Origin of the sequence: Pseudomonas hygromyciniae (genome assembly GCF_016925675.1) — a bacterium.
GTDB lineage: Bacteria > Pseudomonadota > Gammaproteobacteria > Pseudomonadales > Pseudomonadaceae > Aquipseudomonas > Aquipseudomonas hygromyciniae.
The window spans coordinates 4,878,268-4,895,198 of sequence record NZ_CP070506.1; the positions used below are offsets into that span (position 1 = coordinate 4,878,268).

Annotated in this window: 15 protein-coding genes; all 15 read right to left on the reverse strand. The window is 61.9% G+C overall.

From position 1 onward, the window contains the following. Positions 1–50 precede the first annotated feature (50 nt). The 15 genes from ftsZ to mraZ all read right to left on the reverse strand — a co-directional run bounded on the left by ftsZ (position 51) and on the right by mraZ (position 16,837). Positions 51–1,241, reverse strand: coding sequence for a cell division protein FtsZ (gene ftsZ, locus JTY93_RS21795; RefSeq protein ID WP_169994570.1), 1,191 nt, complete (start codon positions 1,239–1,241; stop codon positions 51–53). Positions 1,242–1,306: 65 nt separating this feature from the next. Next, entirely contained in the window at positions 1,307–2,566 is a 1,260-nt protein-coding gene (gene ftsA / locus JTY93_RS21800; RefSeq protein ID WP_029297837.1) for a cell division protein FtsA, read from the reverse strand. A 15-nt stretch (positions 2,567–2,581) separates the two neighbouring features. Further along, on the reverse strand, positions 2,582–3,448 hold the full coding sequence (locus tag JTY93_RS21805; protein ID WP_029297835.1) for a cell division protein FtsQ/DivIB: 867 nt from the start codon (positions 3,446–3,448) through the stop codon (positions 2,582–2,584). 4 nt (positions 3,449–3,452) lie between these two features. Further along, complete coding sequence (locus JTY93_RS21810) at positions 3,453–4,424, reverse strand: D-alanine--D-alanine ligase (protein ID WP_169994572.1); 972 nt, start codon at positions 4,422–4,424, stop codon at positions 3,453–3,455. Next, on the reverse strand, positions 4,421–5,872 hold the full coding sequence (gene murC / locus JTY93_RS21815) for a UDP-N-acetylmuramate--L-alanine ligase (protein WP_169994574.1): 1,452 nt from the start codon (positions 5,870–5,872) through the stop codon (positions 4,421–4,423). The genes JTY93_RS21810 and murC overlap by 4 nt, the downstream gene beginning before the upstream one ends. Beyond that, a complete protein-coding gene (gene murG, locus JTY93_RS21820; protein WP_205476914.1) occupies positions 5,865–6,935 on the reverse strand; it encodes an undecaprenyldiphospho-muramoylpentapeptide beta-N-acetylglucosaminyltransferase in 1,071 nt (356 codons plus the stop codon). Before murG ends, murC begins: the two co-directional genes overlap by 8 nt. Further along, on the reverse strand, positions 6,925–8,148 hold the full coding sequence (ftsW, locus tag JTY93_RS21825; protein ID WP_375373145.1) for a putative lipid II flippase FtsW: 1,224 nt from the start codon (positions 8,146–8,148) through the stop codon (positions 6,925–6,927). Before ftsW ends, murG begins: the two co-directional genes overlap by 11 nt. Next, a complete protein-coding gene (murD, locus tag JTY93_RS21830; protein WP_205476915.1) occupies positions 8,145–9,491 on the reverse strand; it encodes a UDP-N-acetylmuramoyl-L-alanine--D-glutamate ligase in 1,347 nt (448 codons plus the stop codon). The genes ftsW and murD overlap by 4 nt, the downstream gene beginning before the upstream one ends. Before the next feature lie 6 nt (positions 9,492–9,497). Further along, positions 9,498–10,580 (reverse strand): phospho-N-acetylmuramoyl-pentapeptide-transferase, encoded by a 1,083-nt coding sequence (gene mraY, locus JTY93_RS21835; RefSeq protein WP_029297824.1) that lies wholly within the window; start codon positions 10,578–10,580, stop codon positions 9,498–9,500. Continuing rightward, positions 10,580–11,950: a UDP-N-acetylmuramoyl-tripeptide--D-alanyl-D-alanine ligase gene (locus JTY93_RS21840; protein ID WP_205476916.1), complete on the reverse strand. Its 1,371-nt coding sequence runs from the start codon at positions 11,948–11,950 to the stop codon at positions 10,580–10,582. The genes mraY and JTY93_RS21840 overlap by 1 nt, the downstream gene beginning before the upstream one ends. Then, on the reverse strand, positions 11,943–13,406 hold the full coding sequence (locus JTY93_RS21845; RefSeq protein ID WP_205476917.1) for a UDP-N-acetylmuramoyl-L-alanyl-D-glutamate--2,6-diaminopimelate ligase: 1,464 nt from the start codon (positions 13,404–13,406) through the stop codon (positions 11,943–11,945). Before JTY93_RS21845 ends, JTY93_RS21840 begins: the two co-directional genes overlap by 8 nt. Next, positions 13,406–15,148 carry a peptidoglycan D,D-transpeptidase FtsI family protein gene (locus JTY93_RS21850; protein ID WP_205476930.1) on the reverse strand — a complete coding sequence of 581 codons (1,743 nt, stop codon included), beginning with the start codon at positions 15,146–15,148 and terminating at the stop codon, positions 13,406–13,408. The genes JTY93_RS21845 and JTY93_RS21850 overlap by 1 nt, the downstream gene beginning before the upstream one ends. Beyond that, the gene (ftsL, locus tag JTY93_RS21855) at positions 15,148–15,441 is read right to left on the reverse strand and encodes a cell division protein FtsL (RefSeq protein WP_029297818.1); all 294 of its coding nucleotides are present in this window, start codon (positions 15,439–15,441) and stop codon (positions 15,148–15,150) included. Before ftsL ends, JTY93_RS21850 begins: the two co-directional genes overlap by 1 nt. Further along, on the reverse strand, positions 15,438–16,385 hold the full coding sequence (rsmH, locus tag JTY93_RS21860) for a 16S rRNA (cytosine(1402)-N(4))-methyltransferase RsmH (RefSeq protein ID WP_029297816.1): 948 nt from the start codon (positions 16,383–16,385) through the stop codon (positions 15,438–15,440). The genes ftsL and rsmH overlap by 4 nt, the downstream gene beginning before the upstream one ends. Next, positions 16,382–16,837, reverse strand: a complete 456-nt coding sequence (gene mraZ / locus JTY93_RS21865; protein ID WP_003171868.1) for a division/cell wall cluster transcriptional repressor MraZ — start codon at positions 16,835–16,837, stop codon at positions 16,382–16,384. Before mraZ ends, rsmH begins: the two co-directional genes overlap by 4 nt. Positions 16,838–16,931: the final 94 nt, after the last annotated feature.

Consider the following 16,931-nt stretch of genomic DNA (forward strand, 5'->3'; position numbering starts at 1 on the left):
ACCAGACCTTTGCTGAACACCAATCACCTTCATAGCCCTGATACATTCCATTAATCGGCCTGACGACGCAAGAAAGCCGGGATGTCCAGGTAATCCAGATCATCTTGCGGATTCGGGCTACGGGACGCCGCAGCACCGGCCTGAGCCTGGTTGCGCATCACGGTCGGACGATCCAGGTCACGGTAGTTCACCGACGGCAGTTCCTGGCGAGCAGGTGCTGGAGCGGCGGCTGTGGCCTGGCTGGTGTGCACGGTATTGTCGATAACCTTCACAGGCTTCTCGATTTTTGCGCCCAGACCAGTGGCAACCACGGTCACATGCAGTTCGTCGCGCATGTCTGGATCGATAACGGTACCGACCTTGACCATCGCGTGCTCGGAAGCGAAGGCTTCAATGATGCTACCCACGTCGGAGTACTCACCCAGGGACAGGTCGGGACCGGCGGTGATGTTCACCAGGATGCCGCGTGCGCCTTGCAGGTTCACGTCTTCGAGCAACGGGTTGCGGATGGCCGCTTCGGTCGCTTCACGTGCACGGTTAGGACCGCTGGCGCAGCCAGTGCCCATCATCGCCATGCCCATTTCGCTCATGACAGTACGTACGTCGGCAAAGTCGACGTTGATCATGCCCGGGCGCTTGATGATGTCGGAGATACCGCGAACGGCACCGGCCAGTACGTCGTCAGCCTTGGCGAAAGCCGACAGCAGGCTTGCGTCTTTACCGAGGATGGTCAGCAGTTTCTCGTTGGGGATGGTGATCAACGAGTCCACGCTTTCAGACAGCAGACGGATACCTTCGTCGGCGATCTGCATGCGCTTGCGGCCTTCGAACGGGAACGGACGGGTCACGACCGCGACTGTCAGGATCCCCATTTCCTTGGCCACTTCGGCAATGATTGGTGCCGCACCGGTACCGGTACCGCCGCCCATGCCGGTGGTGATGAACACCATGTTGGTGCCTTGCAGCACTTCAGCAATACGCTCGCGGTCTTCCAGGGCGGCTTGACGGCCGACTTCCGGATTGGCGCCAGCGCCCAGGCCCTTGGTCACCGCAGTGCCCAATTGCAGGATGGTCCGCGCGCCGATGCTCTTCAGCGCCTGGGCATCAGTGTTGGCGCAGATGAATTCAACGCCTTCAATGTTGCTCTTGACCATATGGTTGACAGCGTTGCCGCCGCCACCGCCGACACCGATTACTTTGATAACCGGGCTTGCGGGGATGTTGTCTACGAGTTCGAACATTTTCCCTCTCCTTTCATTTCTCTAGTTTTTTCGCCTACTGCTTGAAACGGTGTTGCGGTAAATCTTTAGAAATTGCCTTTCACCCAGGCTTGCAGGCGCTCCAGCAACGGCGCTTTAGGCTCGTCACTGCTGTAGCTTTCGCGGCTGCCAATGCCCGACAGGGAAATGCCGTCGGTCTGCTTTTGCAGGCCGTACAACAGCAAGCCCACACCGGTGGAATAAATCGGGTTGCGCACCACGTCGCCCAGGCCCTTGACGCCATGGGGCACGCCCAGGCGGACCGGCATGTGGAAGATTTCCTCGGCCAGTTCGACCGCGCCTTCCATCTTCGAGGTGCCACCGGTCAGCACGATGCCGGCCGGGATCAAATCTTCGTAGCCACTGCGGCGCAGTTCAGCCTGGATCAGGGTGAACAGTTCGTCGTAGCGCGGCTCGACCACTTCGGCCAGGGCCTGGCGCGACAGTTCGCGCGGTGGACGATCGCCCACGCTTGGCACCTTGATGGTTTCACCGGCACCGGCCAGCTTGGCCAGGGCGCAGGCGTAGCGGATCTTGATTTCTTCGGCGTACTGGGTCGGTGTACGCAACGCCATGGCGATGTCGTTGGTCACCTGGTCGCCGGCAATCGGGATCACGGCGGTGTGACGGATCGCACCCTCGGTGAAGATCGCGATGTCGGTGGTGCCGCCGCCGATGTCCACCAGGCACACGCCCAGTTCTTTTTCGTCGTCGGTCAGGACCGAGTAGGCCGAGGCCAGTTGCTCAAGAATGATGTCGTCGATTTCCAGGCCGCAGCGGCGCACGCATTTTTCAATGTTCTGTGCGGCATTCACGGCGCAGGTCACCACGTGGACCTTGGCTTCCAGACGTACGCCCGACATACCCAGGGGCTCACGTACGCCTTCCTGGTTATCGATCACGTAGTCCTGCGGCAGGGTGTGCAACACGCGCTGGTCAGCCGGGATCGCCACGGCCTGGGCGGCGTCAAGGACGCGCTCAAGGTCGGCCGAGCTGACTTCACGGTCGCGGATCGCCACGATGCCGTGGGAGTTCAAGCTGCGGATGTGATTGCCCGCCACGCCGACGAACGCCGAGTGGATCCGGCAGCCGGCCATCAGTTGCGCTTCTTCGATGGCGCGCTGGATCGATTGCACAGTGGATTCGATGTTGACCACCACGCCCTTCTTCAGGCCCCGGGACGGATGCGTGCCGATACCGACGATTTCCAGCGTGCCGTCGTCCGCGACCTCGCCTACCAGCGCCACCACCTTGGAGGTGCCGATATCGAGACCGACGATCATTTTGCCGCTTTGCACGTTTGCCATGGGTCCTGCCTCTTCTTAATTCTTCGCGACAGCGGGTTGCGCTGCCGTGGGCGCAGCCGGTTCGCGCCAGCTAACGGCCAGGCCGTTGGCGTAACGCAGGTCGATGCTCGCAATGTTCGTAATCTGTTCTTTCAGGGTTTTGTCGTAGATGGCGATAAAGCGGCGCATCTTCTCCACCAAGTGGTCGCGTCCCAGCAACAACTCGATGCCCGGGCCGGAACTGCCTGCCCCGGTGGTCAGGAACCAGCTGCCCCGCTCGCGCAATTCCAGGCGCGCAATGGAGAAGCCCAGTGGCCGCAGCATCTGGCTCAAAGCCTGGTACTGCTGCATCACTTGCTGCTGTGCCCGTTGTGGCCCGAACAACTGCGGCAAATGCTCGTAGTTGGCCAGCTCACGCGGGTTGAACGCCTGGCCCTGGTTGTTCAACAGCGCCTCGTCGCCCCAACGGGCTACAGGCAGTTGTTCTTCCAGGCGGATCGTCACTTGATCCGGCCACACGCGCCGTACTTCGGCGTGGGCAATCCACGGCATCTGTTCCAGTTCGGCACGCATGCCTGCCAGGTCGATGGTGAAGAAGCTCGCGGCCACAAAAGGCGCGATCCGCTGCTGCACCGCTTGCTGGCTGATGTAGCTCAAGTCGCCCTGCACGCTGATCTTGGTGATCGGGCGGTCGGCATACGGCAACAGGCGCTGCGCACCTTCATAGGTACCAAAGCCCAACGCCACCAACAGCACCGGCCAGAACAGGGCCTTGAGAAAACCAAAGTTGGCTTTCGGCAGGCGCGCCGACATCGGCTCTTTAGCCACCATTCGACTGGCACCACGCGGCACCGGCTTGCGGCCGGGAGCGGGTTGCTGATGACGAAGCGATGCGCCTTGCATGGTCTTAACCTCGTGCCTCTTCATTACCGGCCACATAACTGGCCGCCAGGATCGCCAGCACCAACTGCTGGAAGTCCAGGCCGGCTGCGCGTGCAGCCATGGGTACCAGGCTATGGTCGGTCATACCCGGTGCCGTGTTGACTTCAAGGAACCAGAAGTTCCCCTGGTCATCCTGCATCACGTCTGCCCGCGCCCAACCGGCGATACCCAACGCCTCACAGGCTTTCGCCGTGAGGTCCATCAATTCCTGCTCTTTGGTTGCATCGAGGCCGCATGGGATCCGGTACTGGGTATCGGAGGCCACATACTTGGCGTCGTAGTCGTAAAAGGTGTGGGGCGTGCCCAATGCGATGGGCGGCAATACCTGGCCACGCAGGGTGGCGATGGTGTACTCGGGACCCTGGATCCACTGTTCCACCAACACTTGCGAATCGTAGGTACTTGCCGCTTTCCATGCGTCGATCAATTCGGCGGCCGAGTTCACTTTAGCCATGCCGATACTGGAGCCTTCATGGGCTGGTTTGACGATCAAAGGCAGGCCCAGTTCCTTGGCCGCAGAAATACAATCGTCTTCGCTGCACAGCACACTGTGACGCGGCGTCGGAATGCCCAGGCTGTGCCACACCTGCTTGGTGCGCAACTTGTCCATGGCCAGTGCCGAGGCGAGGATGCCGCTGCCGGTGTAAGGAATACCGGCGCATTCGAGCAGGCCCTGCATGCTGCCGTCTTCACCGCCACGGCCGTGAAGAATGATAAAGGCGCGGTCGATCTTCTCGGCCTGCAGACGGGCGAGGAAATCATCGCCCACATCGATGCCGAAGGCGTTCACACCGGCGCTTTGCAGTGCCTGGAGCACGGCATTGCCAGACTTGAGCGACACTTCGCGCTCAGCGCTCTTGCCGCCGAACAGCACGGCTACGCGGCCGAAGTCGGCAGGCGCGATGGTGGAGAACAGGGAGCCGTAGTTCGTAGTCATTTCGACTTCCCCTGGGCAGCAGCGCCAGCAAACAGCGGGCTCGCCAGCAATTTAGGGGCAAGGCCGCCGATATCACCGGCACCCTGGCACAGCAGGATGTCGCCGGCACGCAGCAGCGGCTTGACGATCGGCGCGAGGTCGACTCCACGCTCGATATAGATTGGGTCCAGTTGCCCGCGCTGGCGGATGCTGTTGCACAGCTTGCGGCTGTCAGCGCCCGGAATCGGTTCTTCACCGGCCGGGTAGACTTCCATCAGCAGCAATACGTTGGCATCGGCCAATACATTGACGAAATCGTCGTACAGGTCGCGGGTGCGGCTGTAGCGGTGCGGCTGGTAGACCATCACCAGGCGGCGCTCCGGCCAGCCACCGCGCACGGCCTTGATCACGGCGGCAACTTCGGTCGGGTGGTGACCGTAGTCGTCCACCAGCATCACGTCGCCACCGTCTACCGGCAACTGGCCGTAGACCTGGAAGCGCCGGCCCACACCGGCAAAACCCGACAGGCCTTCGACGATGGCTTCATCGCTGACACCCTCATCGGTGGCGATGCAGATGGTCGCCAGGGAATTGAGCACATTGTGGTTGCCCGGCATGTTCACCGACACATCCAAAGGTTCGCGATCCGGACGCAGCACGGTGAAGAAGGTCTGCATGCCTTGCTGACGTACATTGATCGCACGCACGTCGGCGTCTTCGCTAAAGCCGTAGGTCACGGTCGGACGCTTGACCAGCGGCAGGATTTCCCGCACCACCGGATCGTCCAGGCACACCACGGCCAGGCCGTAGAACGGCAGGTTGTGCAGGAATTCGACGAAGGTTTTCTTCAGTTTGTTGAAGTCACCGTCGTAGGTCGCCATGTGGTCGGCGTCGATGTTGGTGACCACGGCCACCAGCGGTTGCAGGTGCAGGAAGCTGGCGTCGCTTTCATCGGCTTCGGCGATCAGATAACGGCTGGTACCCAGTTGTGCATTGGTACCTGCTGCATTCAGCCGGCCACCGATCACGAAGGTCGGGTCCAGGCCGCCGGCGGCGAACACCGAGGCGATCAGGCTGGTGGTGGTGGTCTTGCCGTGGGTACCGGCGACGGCGATGCCGTGGCGGTAGCGCATCAACTCGGCCAGCATCTCGGCGCGAGGCACCACGGGAATGCGGCGCTCAAGGGCGGTGGCCACTTCCGGGTTGGAGGTATTCACGGCACTGGAAACCACCAGTACATCGGCTTGCGCGGCGTTCTCGGCACGGTGGCCGATAAAGATCTGCGCGCCGAACGATTCCAGGCGCTCGGTGACCGGCGAGGTCTTGAGGTCGGAACCGGAGACCTGGTAACCCAGGTTCAGCAACACCTCGGCGATCCCGCACATGCCCACGCCGCCGATACCGACGAAGTGGATGCGACGGATGCGGCGCATTTCCGGTTGCGGCATGGCTTTTTGATTCTCAACCATGGGCCACCTCCAGGCAGATATCGACCACGCTGCGGGTGGCGTCGGGTTTGGCCAGGCGGCTTGCGGTGCTCGCCATGCTGTTCAGTCGTTCGGGTTGCATCAAAACCTCAGTCAGGCGTGCAGCCAGATCGGCGGCGCCAGTCGTTCTTTGCGGCAGCAGGAAGGCAGCGCCCTCTGCGGCCAAATATTCGGCGTTGCGGGTCTGGTGATCGTCAATCGCATGGGGCAATGGCACCAGCAAGGACGGCAGACCGGCAGCAGCCAGTTCACTGACGGTCAACGCACCTGCGCGACAGACCACCAGGTCGGCCCAGCCATAGGCATGGGCCATGTCTTTGATAAAGGGCTCTACCGTCGCCTCGACACCAGCCTCGCGATAGCGGGCGGCAGTCACTTCATCGTGGTTTTTGCCAGCCTGGTGGAAGATCTCGGGACGCAGTTCCACCGGCAGTTGCGCCAGCGCTTCTGGCAGCAATTTGTTCAACGGCTCGGCGCCCAGGCTTCCGCCCAGGATCAGCAGATGCGCCTTGCGCCCGGCCAGGGCCTGGCGGGCAATGTCCATGAACAATTCGGTACGCACCGGGTTGCCGGTTGTACGCCGCTTGTCCATGGCCGCAAACGTATTCGGGAACGCCTCGCAGACCCGCGCCGCCAATGGCGCCAACAAACGGTTGGCAGTACCTGCCACGGCATTTTGTTCGTGGACGATCACCGGTACACCGCTCAACCGTGCAGCGACGCCGCCCGGGCCGGTGACGTAGCCACCAAAGCCCAGCACACACACAGGCTTCAGCTCGCGGATGACCTTGCGCGCCTGCCACACCGCCTTGAGCAACACGAACGGTGCCTTGAGCAGGGACAATTTGCTCTTGCCGCGCAGGCCGCTGACATTGATCAGGTGCAGGCGCAAACCGGCCGCCGGGACCAATTCATTTTCAATGCCACGGGGCGTACCCAGCCAATGCACGGTGTAGCCACGGGCCTGGAACTCACGGGCACAGGCCAGCGCCGGGAACACGTGGCCGCCGGTACCGCCGGCCATGATCAGTACGTTAGCGCCCATGGGTCGGCTCCTCGGCAAAATCGCTCTCGCTGAATTCCATCTCTTCGCTGCCCAAGTGGGTTCGACTCTCCCATTCGATACGCAGCAACAAGCCCAGACAGGCACAGCAGATCACCAACGAGCTGCCGCCGTAGCTGAGAAACGGCAAGGTCAGGCCCTTGGTCGGCAGCAAGCCGACGTTCACGCCGATGTTGATCAGGAACTGGCCGATCCACAGGAAGGCCAGGCCGTACGCGACATAGGCAGCAAAGAATTGCTTGGCTTTCTCCGCCCACAGGCCGATGTACATGGCCCGCACGCAGACGAACACGAACAGCCCGACGGTGGCCAGGGAACCGACCACGCCCAACTCTTCGGCGAGTACCGAGAACACGAAGTCGGTATGGGCTTCCGGCAGGTAGAACTGCTTCTGCACACTGTTGCCCAGGCCCACGCCCAGCCACTCGCCGCGACCGAAGGCAATCAGCGCCTGGGTCAACTGGTAGCCGGAACCGAACTGGTCGGACCACGGGTCGGTAAAAGTGATCAGTCGCGCCATACGGTAGGGTTGCGCCTGCACCAGGATCGTCACGGCCGCCACGGCCAGCCCGACCATCAGGGCAAAGCGGAACAAGCCCACCCCGCCAAGGAACAGCATCGCGGCAGCGGCGCCCATCATCACGACGGTGGCGCCGAAGTCCGGTTCCATCAGCAACAGGCCCGCCATGGGCAGCAGCACGATGAAGGGCTTGAAGAAGCCCATCCAGCTTTCCCGCACTTCTTTCTGACGACGCACCAGGTAACCGGCCAGGTAAATCACCACGAAGACCTTGGCGATTTCCGAGGGCTGCACGTTGAAGGCACCGAAGCCGATCCAACGCATCGAACCGTTCACTTCGCGGCCGATGCCAGGGACGATCACCATCACCAGCAGGCCAAAGGCACCGATCAGCATCAGCCAACCCAGGCGCTGCCAGGTGGCGATAGGAATCATCATGGTGACGACGCAGGCGCCGAGGCCGATCACCAGGTAAATCAGGTGGCGAATCATGTGGTACAGGGTGTTGCCCGACTGTACCGCGGCCACTTCCGAGGAAGCCGAGGTGATCATCACCAGGCCCAGGCCCAGCAATGCCAGGCAACCGGCGAGCATCGGGAAGTCGAGGTCGATCCCGCGCCCGGTGATGATCGGCGATGGGTACGGCTTGATGATGTTCTTCAGGTCCAGACTCATGCCAAGCCCTCCACGGCACGGGCGAACAACTGGCCGCGCTCTTCGTAGTTCTTGAACATGTCGAAACTGGCGCACGCCGGCGACAGCAGCACGGCATCGCCGGGCTGGGTCAGGGCACGGCATTGGGCGATGGCATCATCCAGTGAGGTGGCGCGCACTTGCGGCACAGCGTCACCCAGGGCGGCGGCGATCAAGTCGCTGTCACGGCCCATCAACACCACAGCGCGGCAATGGGCAGCCACCGGGCCCTTGAGGTCCTTGAAGTCGGCACCTTTGCCATCGCCACCGGCGATCAGGACCAGCTTGCCTTCGATATCGGCGCCCAGGCCTTCAATGGCGGCCAGTGCCGCACCGACATTGGTGGCCTTGGAATCGTTGTAGTAGCTCACGCCGTCCAGGTCTCGCACCCACTGGCAGCGGTGTTCAAGGCCGGCAAAGGTGCGCAGGCTCGACAGCATCGCGTCGAACGGCAAGCCGACCGCATGCCCCAACGCCAAGGCCGCCAGGGCATTGGACTGGTTATGGGCGCCACGGATCTTCAGTTCACGTACCGGCATCAGGTTCTGGAATTCGAAGGCCAGGTATTTCTCGCCATTCTCTTCACGGATACCAAAGGCCTTGAAATCGGGTTTGCTCAGGCCGAAGGTCCAGCATGGCAGGCCTTCACCCATCAACGGACGGCTCAAGGCATCTTGGCGGTTGACCACCACTTGCCGCGCACCCCGGAAGATCCGGTGCTTGGCCAGGTGATAAGCCGGCAGGCCGCTGTAGCGGTCCATATGGTCTTCGCTGACGTTCAACACGGTGGCCACTTCGGCGCCGAGGTGATCGGTAGTCTCCAGCTGGAAGCTCGACAGCTCCATGACGTACAGCTCGATATCGTCGCTGAGCAAATCCAGCGCCGGCGTACCGAGGTTACCGCCCACGGCCACGCGCTTGCCGGCCGCAGCCGCCATTTCGCCGACCAGGGTGGTGACGGTGCTCTTGGCGTTGGAGCCGCTGATCGCCACGATAGGCGCCTTGGCGTTACGCGCAAACAGCTCGATATCCCCAGACATCTTCACCCCACGCGCCGCTGCCGCTTGCAGGGCCGGGGTCGCCAGGGCCAGGCCGGGGCTCACGTAGAGCTCGTCGGCACGGCATAGAAACTCGACATCCAACTCGCCACAACGCACTTCCACGTGCGGGTAGTCACGGCGCAGCGTGACCAGCTCCGGTGGATTTTCCCGCGTATCGGCCACGGCAAACGACGTGCCCCGGTTCGCCAGGAAGCGAACCAGGGACATGCCGCTCTTGCCGAGGCCGACAACGATGCGGAAGTGGTCTGAAGCGATCAGGGACACTCGTTTCTACCTCAGTTTCAGGGTGGCAAGGCCAACCAGCACAAGAATCACGGTGATGATCCAGAAACGGACGATCACCCGAGGCTCCGGCCAGCCCTTGAGTTCAAAGTGGTGATGAATCGGCGCCATGCGAAACACACGGCGGCCAGTCAACTTGAAGGACGCAACTTGGATTACCACCGACAGGGTCTCCATCACGAACACACCGCCCATGATGAACAGGACGATTTCCTGGCGCACGATCACGGCGATGGTGCCCAGGGCCGCGCCCAGCGCCAGGGCGCCGACGTCGCCCATGAACACTTGGGCCGGATAGGTGTTGAACCACAAAAAGCCCAGGCCGGCACCGATCAGCGCGCCGCAGAACACAATCAATTCACCGGCGCCGGGTACATAAGGGATCAGCAGGTATTCGGCGAACTTCACGTTACCCGACAGGTAGCAGAAGATGCCCAGGGCGCCGCCCACCATCACTGTCGGCATGATCGCCAGGCCATCGAGGCCATCGGTCAGGTTGACCGCGTTGCTGGAGCCGACGATCACAAAGTAAGTCAGCACCACGAAGCCAATGCCCAACGGGATGCTGGCATCCTTGAGCATCGGGAAAATCAGGGTGGTTTCTACAGCGCTGGGCGCCGTCATATAAAGGAAGATCGCCGCGCCCAGGCCGAACACCGACTGCCAGAAGTATTTCCAGCGACTTGGCAGGCCCTTGGAGTTCTTCTCGATCACCTTGCGATAGTCATCGACCCAGCCGATGGCGCCGAACAGCAGGGTTACCAGCAACACCACCCACACGTAGCGGTTGGCCAGGTCGGCCCAGAGCAAGGTGCTGATGCCGATGGACGACAGGATCAACGCGCCGCCCATGGTCGGTGTGCCGGACTTGGACAAGTGCGACTGCGGGCCGTCATTGCGCACAGACTGGCCGATCTGCAGGTTTTGCAGAGTACGGATCATCCATGGCCCGAGAAACAGCGACAAACACAGCGCGGTCAGCACACCCAGAATCCCGCGCAGGGTCAGGTACTGAAAGACCGCGAAGCCTTTGTGGAACTGTTGCAGATACTCAGCCAGCAGCAGCAGCATTAATGTTTCTCCGTACTTGAGCCACACAAGGCCGCGACGACGTTTTCCATCACCGCGCTGCGCGATCCCTTGATCAAAATGGTTGTGTGTTTGTCTTGTTCGGCCATACCCAGCGCCTGGATCAATTCAGCCTGGGTCGCGAAATGCCGCGCGCCTGCACCGAATGCGGCGACAGCGTGGGCCATGTTCGGGCCAACGGCGTAGAGCGCGTCGACTTTACCGCCGGCATAAGCACCGACTTCACGGTGGGACTGTTCGGCCCAGTCGCCCAGTTCGGCGATATCGCCCAGCACCAGGACCTTGCGACCGTCGAAGCCTTTGAGCAGGTCAATGGCCGCGCAGACCGAGGACTGGTTGGCGTTGTACGTGTCATCAATCACGCGCATGCCGTTGGTCGCCAGTTGCGCCACGGTGCGGCCCTTGACCGGCTGCACGGCGCCAAGGCCGGTGGCGATGCCAAACAGCGACACACCCAGGGCGTAGGCGGCAGCCGCAGCGGCCAAGGCGTTGGCAACGTTATGATTGCCCAGCAGGTTCAGTTGCACATGCTCGTCACCTTGCGGGCTGTGCAGGGTAAATGCCGGGCAGCCACGGGCGTCGACGCTGATGTTCAAGGCATGGAAATCGGCCGCCGCGTTGTGCACGGCGAAGCTCAGGACCTTGCGCCCGGCGGCACGTACACGCCAGGTTTCGAAGGCTTTGTCATCGAGATTCAGGACTGCAGTGCCGGAAGCGTCCAGGCCCTCAAGGATTTCACCCTTGGCCTGGACGATCTTCTCGGGGCCGCCAAACTCGCCAACATGGGCGGTACCGGCGTTGTTGATAATGGCAACGTGGGGCCGGGTCATGGCCACGGTGTAGGCAATTTCGCCAATGCGCGACGCGCCCAGCTCGATGACCGCCGCCGTGTGTTCCGGGGCCAGTTCGAGCAGAGTCAGCGGTGCGCCAAAATCGTTGTTGAGGTTGCCACGGGTGGCAAGCACCGGCCCGCGCGTGCGCAGGATGCCGGCGAGCAATTCCTTGACCGTGGTTTTGCCACTAGAACCTGTGATCGCCGCAACCGGGTTGGTAAACGTTGCGCGGTTAAGGGCTCCCAGTTGGCCAAGGGCCAGGCGAGTGTCGGCCACCAGCAACTGCGGCAGTGTCGAGTCAGCGACTTCACGCTGTACCAAGGCACCGACGGCACCTTTGGCAGCCACCTCATTCAAATAGTCATGCCCGTCGAAACGCGGGCCGGCCAAGGCGACAAACAGTTGCCCCGGCTTGATGTTGCGACTGTCGATGCTGACGCCGTCGAAGCTGCAATCGCTCGACAACATACGGGCAGACAAGGCCTGGGCCAGTTCGCTGAACCGCATGGCCTTAAGCATGGGTCACCTCCCACGCGGTCAAAGCGCGATCGGCCTCGACCAGATCGGAGAAGGCGTGGCGCTCGCCGTTGATTTCCTGATAGTCCTCATGGCCTTTACCGGCCAGGACCACCACGTCGTCTGCGCTGGCGCTGGCGATCAATTGGGCAATGGCTGCACCGCGACCGGCAACAAAAGTCACTTGGGAGGCGTCTTTGAAGCCTGCACGAATATCATCGAAAATCTGGCTCGGTGCTTCGCTGCGCGGGTTGTCGTCGGTGACCAGCACGCCATCGGTCAGGCGTTCGACGATTTCGGCCATCAGCGGGCGTTTGCCGCGATCACGGTCGCCACCGCAGCCGAACAGGCACAGCAACTTGCCCTTGGCGTGAGGGCGCAAGGCTTCGAGCACTTTTTCCAGGGCATCGGGGGTGTGGGCGTAATCGACCACCACCAGCGGTTGCGTCCCGCCACCCAGGCGCTGCATACGCCCGGCCGGGCCTTCGAGCTTGGGCAGTACGCGCAGGATTTCGTCCAGGGCGTAATCCAGACCCAGCAAGGCGCCGATAGCGGCGAGGACGTTGCTCAGGTTGAAGCGCCCCAGCAGTGTGCTGCGCAAGTGGTGCTCGCCCTGGGGCGTGACCAGCGTTGCGAGCACGCCTTCATCATTGAACTGTGCTTCGCGGCAATACAGGTAGGCGCTGGAATCTTCCAGGCTGTAGCTGATCAGGCGCGCTTCGCTTTTTTCTGCGGCCAGTTGGCGACCGAATGCATCGTCCAGGTTCACTACCCGGCACTTCAGGTCGGTCCAGGCGAACAGCTTGGCCTTGGCGGCGGCGTACGCCTCCATGCTGCCGTGGTAGTCCAGGTGGTCGCGGGACAGGTTGGTCATCACCGCCACGTCGAACGCCAGCGCGGTCACCCGCCCCTGATCCAGGCCGTGGGACGACACCTCCATGGCGACGGCCTTGGCCCCGGCCTTTTTCAGGTCGGCCAGGGTCGCCTGCACGGCAATCGGGTTCGGCGTGGTATGCAGGCCGCTTTGCAGCGCGCCATAGAAACCGGTGCCCAGGGTACCGACGATGCCGCAGTGCTGACCCAGCAGGTCCAGCGCCTGTGCCACCAGTTGGGTGACGCTGGTCTTGCCGTTGGTGCCAGTGACGCCAATCAGGTTGAGCTGGCGGCTCGGGTCGCCATAAAAACGCCCGGCGATATCCGACAACTGCGCCGCCAGGCCCTTGACCGGAATCAACGGCACATCGGTAATCGGTAATACAGTGGCGCCTTCGACTTCATAAGCCACGGCCGCTGCGCCGCGCTGCAAGGCGTCGGCGATATGGGCGCGGCCATCGAGCTTGCCACCCGGCACGGCCAGGAACAGGTCGCCGGCACGTACGTTGCGGCTGTCCAGGCTCAGTTCGCGAATCAACAGATCGCGGCCAGCGTGGGCGAAAATCTTGTTCAGGCTAAGAGACATCAGCCGCGCCCTCCATTGGCTTTTGCAGCAGCGGCCGGTGGTCCGGCGTTGGCTTGTTGGGTCGGCGGCAGGTTGTCCGGCGTGATGTTCATCAAACGCAGGGTGCCGGACATGACTTTGCTGAATACGGGTGCCGAGACCAGCCCACCGAAGTAGCCAGCCTTGCTCGGTTCATCGATGACGACAACGATGGCGTAGCGCGGATCGCTCATCGGACCGAAGCCAGCGAACAGCGAGCGGTAGGAGTTTTCCGCGTAGCCCTTGGTACCCACCGACGTCTTACGCGCAGTACCGGACTTGCCGGCCACGTGATAGGCCGGGACCTGGGCACGGAACACACCACGCGGCGCCTCGATCACCTGTTGCAGCATGGTCTGCATGGTTTTGGCGACGCTTTCCGGGATGACCTGTTCGGATTTCGGCGCTTCGTCCACGTGGATCAGGCTCAACGGGGTCATGCGGCCATTGTTGGCCAGCACGGAAAAGGCGTGGGCCAGTTGGATCGCGGTCACCGACAGGCCATAGCCGTAGGACAGGGTCGCCGTCTCGGCCTTGCGCCACTCACGGTAGTTGGGCAGGTTGCCGACGCGCTCGCCCGGGAAATCCAGGCCCGTAGGCTGGCCCAGGCCGATCTTCTGCGCCAGGTGGTAGATGGTCTCGCCGCCGATATCAAAGGCGACTTTACTCATGCCGACGTTACTGGAGTTGATCAGGATACCGGTCAGGTCCAGCACCGGGCCTTCGCTGCGGGATACGTCGCGGATGGTGTATTTGCCCAACTGCAGGGTGCCTGGATACACCTCGACCTTGTCGGTCGGTTTCCAGCGCCCGGATTCCAGGGCGGCACTCATGGAGATGGCTTTCATGGTCGAACCCGGCTCGAACACGTCGATCATCGCGCGGTTGCGCATCATCGCCGGTTGCAGGTTGCGACGGTTGTTCGGGTTGTAGGTCGGCTGGTTGACCATCGCGAGGATCTCGCCGGTCTTCACATCCATGATCACCAGGCTGCCGGCCTTGGCGCCGTTCTCGATGATGGCGTTGCGCAGTTCGCGGTTGGCCAGGTATTGCAGGCGCAGGTCAATCGACAACGCCAAGGGCTTACCGGCCTTGGCGTTTTTGGTGACCTGGACATCCTTGATCAGTCTGCCGCGACGATCCTTGATGACCTGTCGTTTGCCGGGAACCCCGGCCAGCCATTCGTCGTAGGCAAGTTCCACCCCTTCGCGACCATGGTCATCAATGTCGGTGAAGCCCACCATATGGGCGGTGGTCTCGCCGGCCGGATAGAAACGGCGGAATTCCTCGATGCCATAGACACCGGGGATTTTCAGGTCGAGCACGCCTTGCCCCTGTTCCGGGGTTAGGCCGCGAACCAGGTAGATGAATTCTTTATTGGCCTGGGCTTCAAGACGTTCCTTGAGAGCCTTGGGATCCTGGCCTAGGGCATGGGCCAGCTCGGTCCATTTGTCCTTGGCGACTTGCAGTTCCTTGGCGTTGGCCCACAGGGTGGTGACCGGGGTACTGACAGCCAGGGGTTCACCGTTACGGTCGGTGATCAGGCCGCGGTGCGCAGGAATCGGGATATGCCGCAGGCTACGGGCATCGCCCTGGCCGATCAGGAAGTCGCGGTCTACCACTTGCAGGTCAATGATGCGCCAGGCAATTGCGCCCACCATCAATGCGAGCAAGCCCAGCACGACGCGGAAGCGCCACGGGTAGAGTGCGCCTTCGAGTTTCATCATGGCGCCACCATGCGGACTTCTGCTGCGCCAGGAATGTGCATCTTCAGTTGTTCAGCAGCGAGTACTTCGATGCGGCTGTGGGCCGTCCAGGTGCTTTGCTCCAGGATCAGCCGACCCCATTCCGCCTGCGCCTTGTCGCGCACGCTCAATTCGCCGTACAGGCTATTGAGCAGCTGACGATTCCAGTGGGCGCTGTAGGACACCGCAATTGCGGACACCAGCACGCCGACATACAACAGCATCATAAAGAAGCTGCCGCCCGGAAGGGGCTTGGCGAAAAGCTTGCTCACCGCAGCTTCTCCGCAACGCGCATGACGGCGCTGCGAGCACGTGGGTTGGCCTTGAGTTCAGCTTCGGAAGCGAACTGCGCTTTGCCATGGATTTTGATTTTCGGCACAAAGGCTTCGAAACGTACCGGCAGGTTGCGCGGCAGGTTATCGGTTTCGCCCTTGACCAGGCGACGCATGAACAGTTTGACGATGCGGTCTTCCAGGGAGTGGAAGCTGATCACTACGAGGCGACCGCCCACTTCCAGGGACTCCAGGGCAGCCTCAAGGCCAGCCTCCAGGTCACCCAGTTCGTTGTTGACGTGAATGCGCAGGCCCTGGAACGCGCGGGTTGCCGGGTTCTTGCCCTTTTCCCACGCCGGGTTGGCGACTTTCAGCACTTCAGCCAGGTCGGCAGTGCGTTCGAACGGCTGGATTTCCCGGCGTTCGACCACGGCACGGGCCATGCGCCCGGCGAAACGCTCTTCGCCGTATTCCTTGAATACGCGGGTGATTTCTTCGTGGGGCGCGGTGGCGATGAACTGCGCGGCGCTGATGCCACGGCTCGGGTCCATGCGCATGTCCAGCGGGCCGTCGTTCATGAAGCTGAAGCCGCGCTCAGGGTCGTCAAGTTGCGGCGAAGACACGCCCAGGTCCAGCAAAACCCCGGCCACCTTGCCCGCCATGCCGCGCTCGGCAACTTCCGCGCCCAGCTCGGCAAAGCTACGCTGCACAACGACAAAGCGGCCGTCTTCGGCCGCTAGCGCTTGCCCGGTGGCAATCGCCTGGGGATCCTTGTCGAACCCGAGAAGTTTGCCCTCCGGACCGAGCTGGCTAAGGATCAACCGGCTGTGCCCCCCGCGCCCGAACGTGCCATCCAGATAGCAGCCATCAGGGCGCACGGCGAGAGCCTCGACGGCTTCGTCAAGCAGCACGGTGATGTGGTTAAAGCCGCTATCAATAGTCACAGGATCAAATCACGCAGTTCATCAGGCATGGCGCCCGGTTGTTGAATAGCAGCCAGGTCAGCTGCAGAAACAGCATCCCAGGCATCTTCGTCCCACAATTGGAACTTGTTCAGTTGGCCTACCAGCATCGCGCGCTTATCGAGCTTGGCGTATTCGCGCAGACGCGGTGGAACCAGGAAACGACCACTGCCATCGAGTTCGAGGTCGACGGCATTGCCAATCAGCAAACGTTGCAGACGGCGGTTTTCTTCACGTAACGAAGGCAGAGCGCGCAACTTGGTTTCAATCAACTCCCACTCATCGAGGGGGTAAACACACAAACAGGGATCAACGGCATCAATCGTGATGATTAACTGGCCTGAACTTCGCGAAATGAGCTCGTCACGATACCGGCTCGGCATGGCGAGACGGCCTTTTGCATCGAGACTTATAGCGTTAGCTCCGCGAAACACAGATGCGTTTCTCCAAATTTTAGCGTTTTACGTTCAAAAAACCCACTTTGTGCCACTTTCCGCCACTTGCGCACACTATAGGAATGCGCCCACC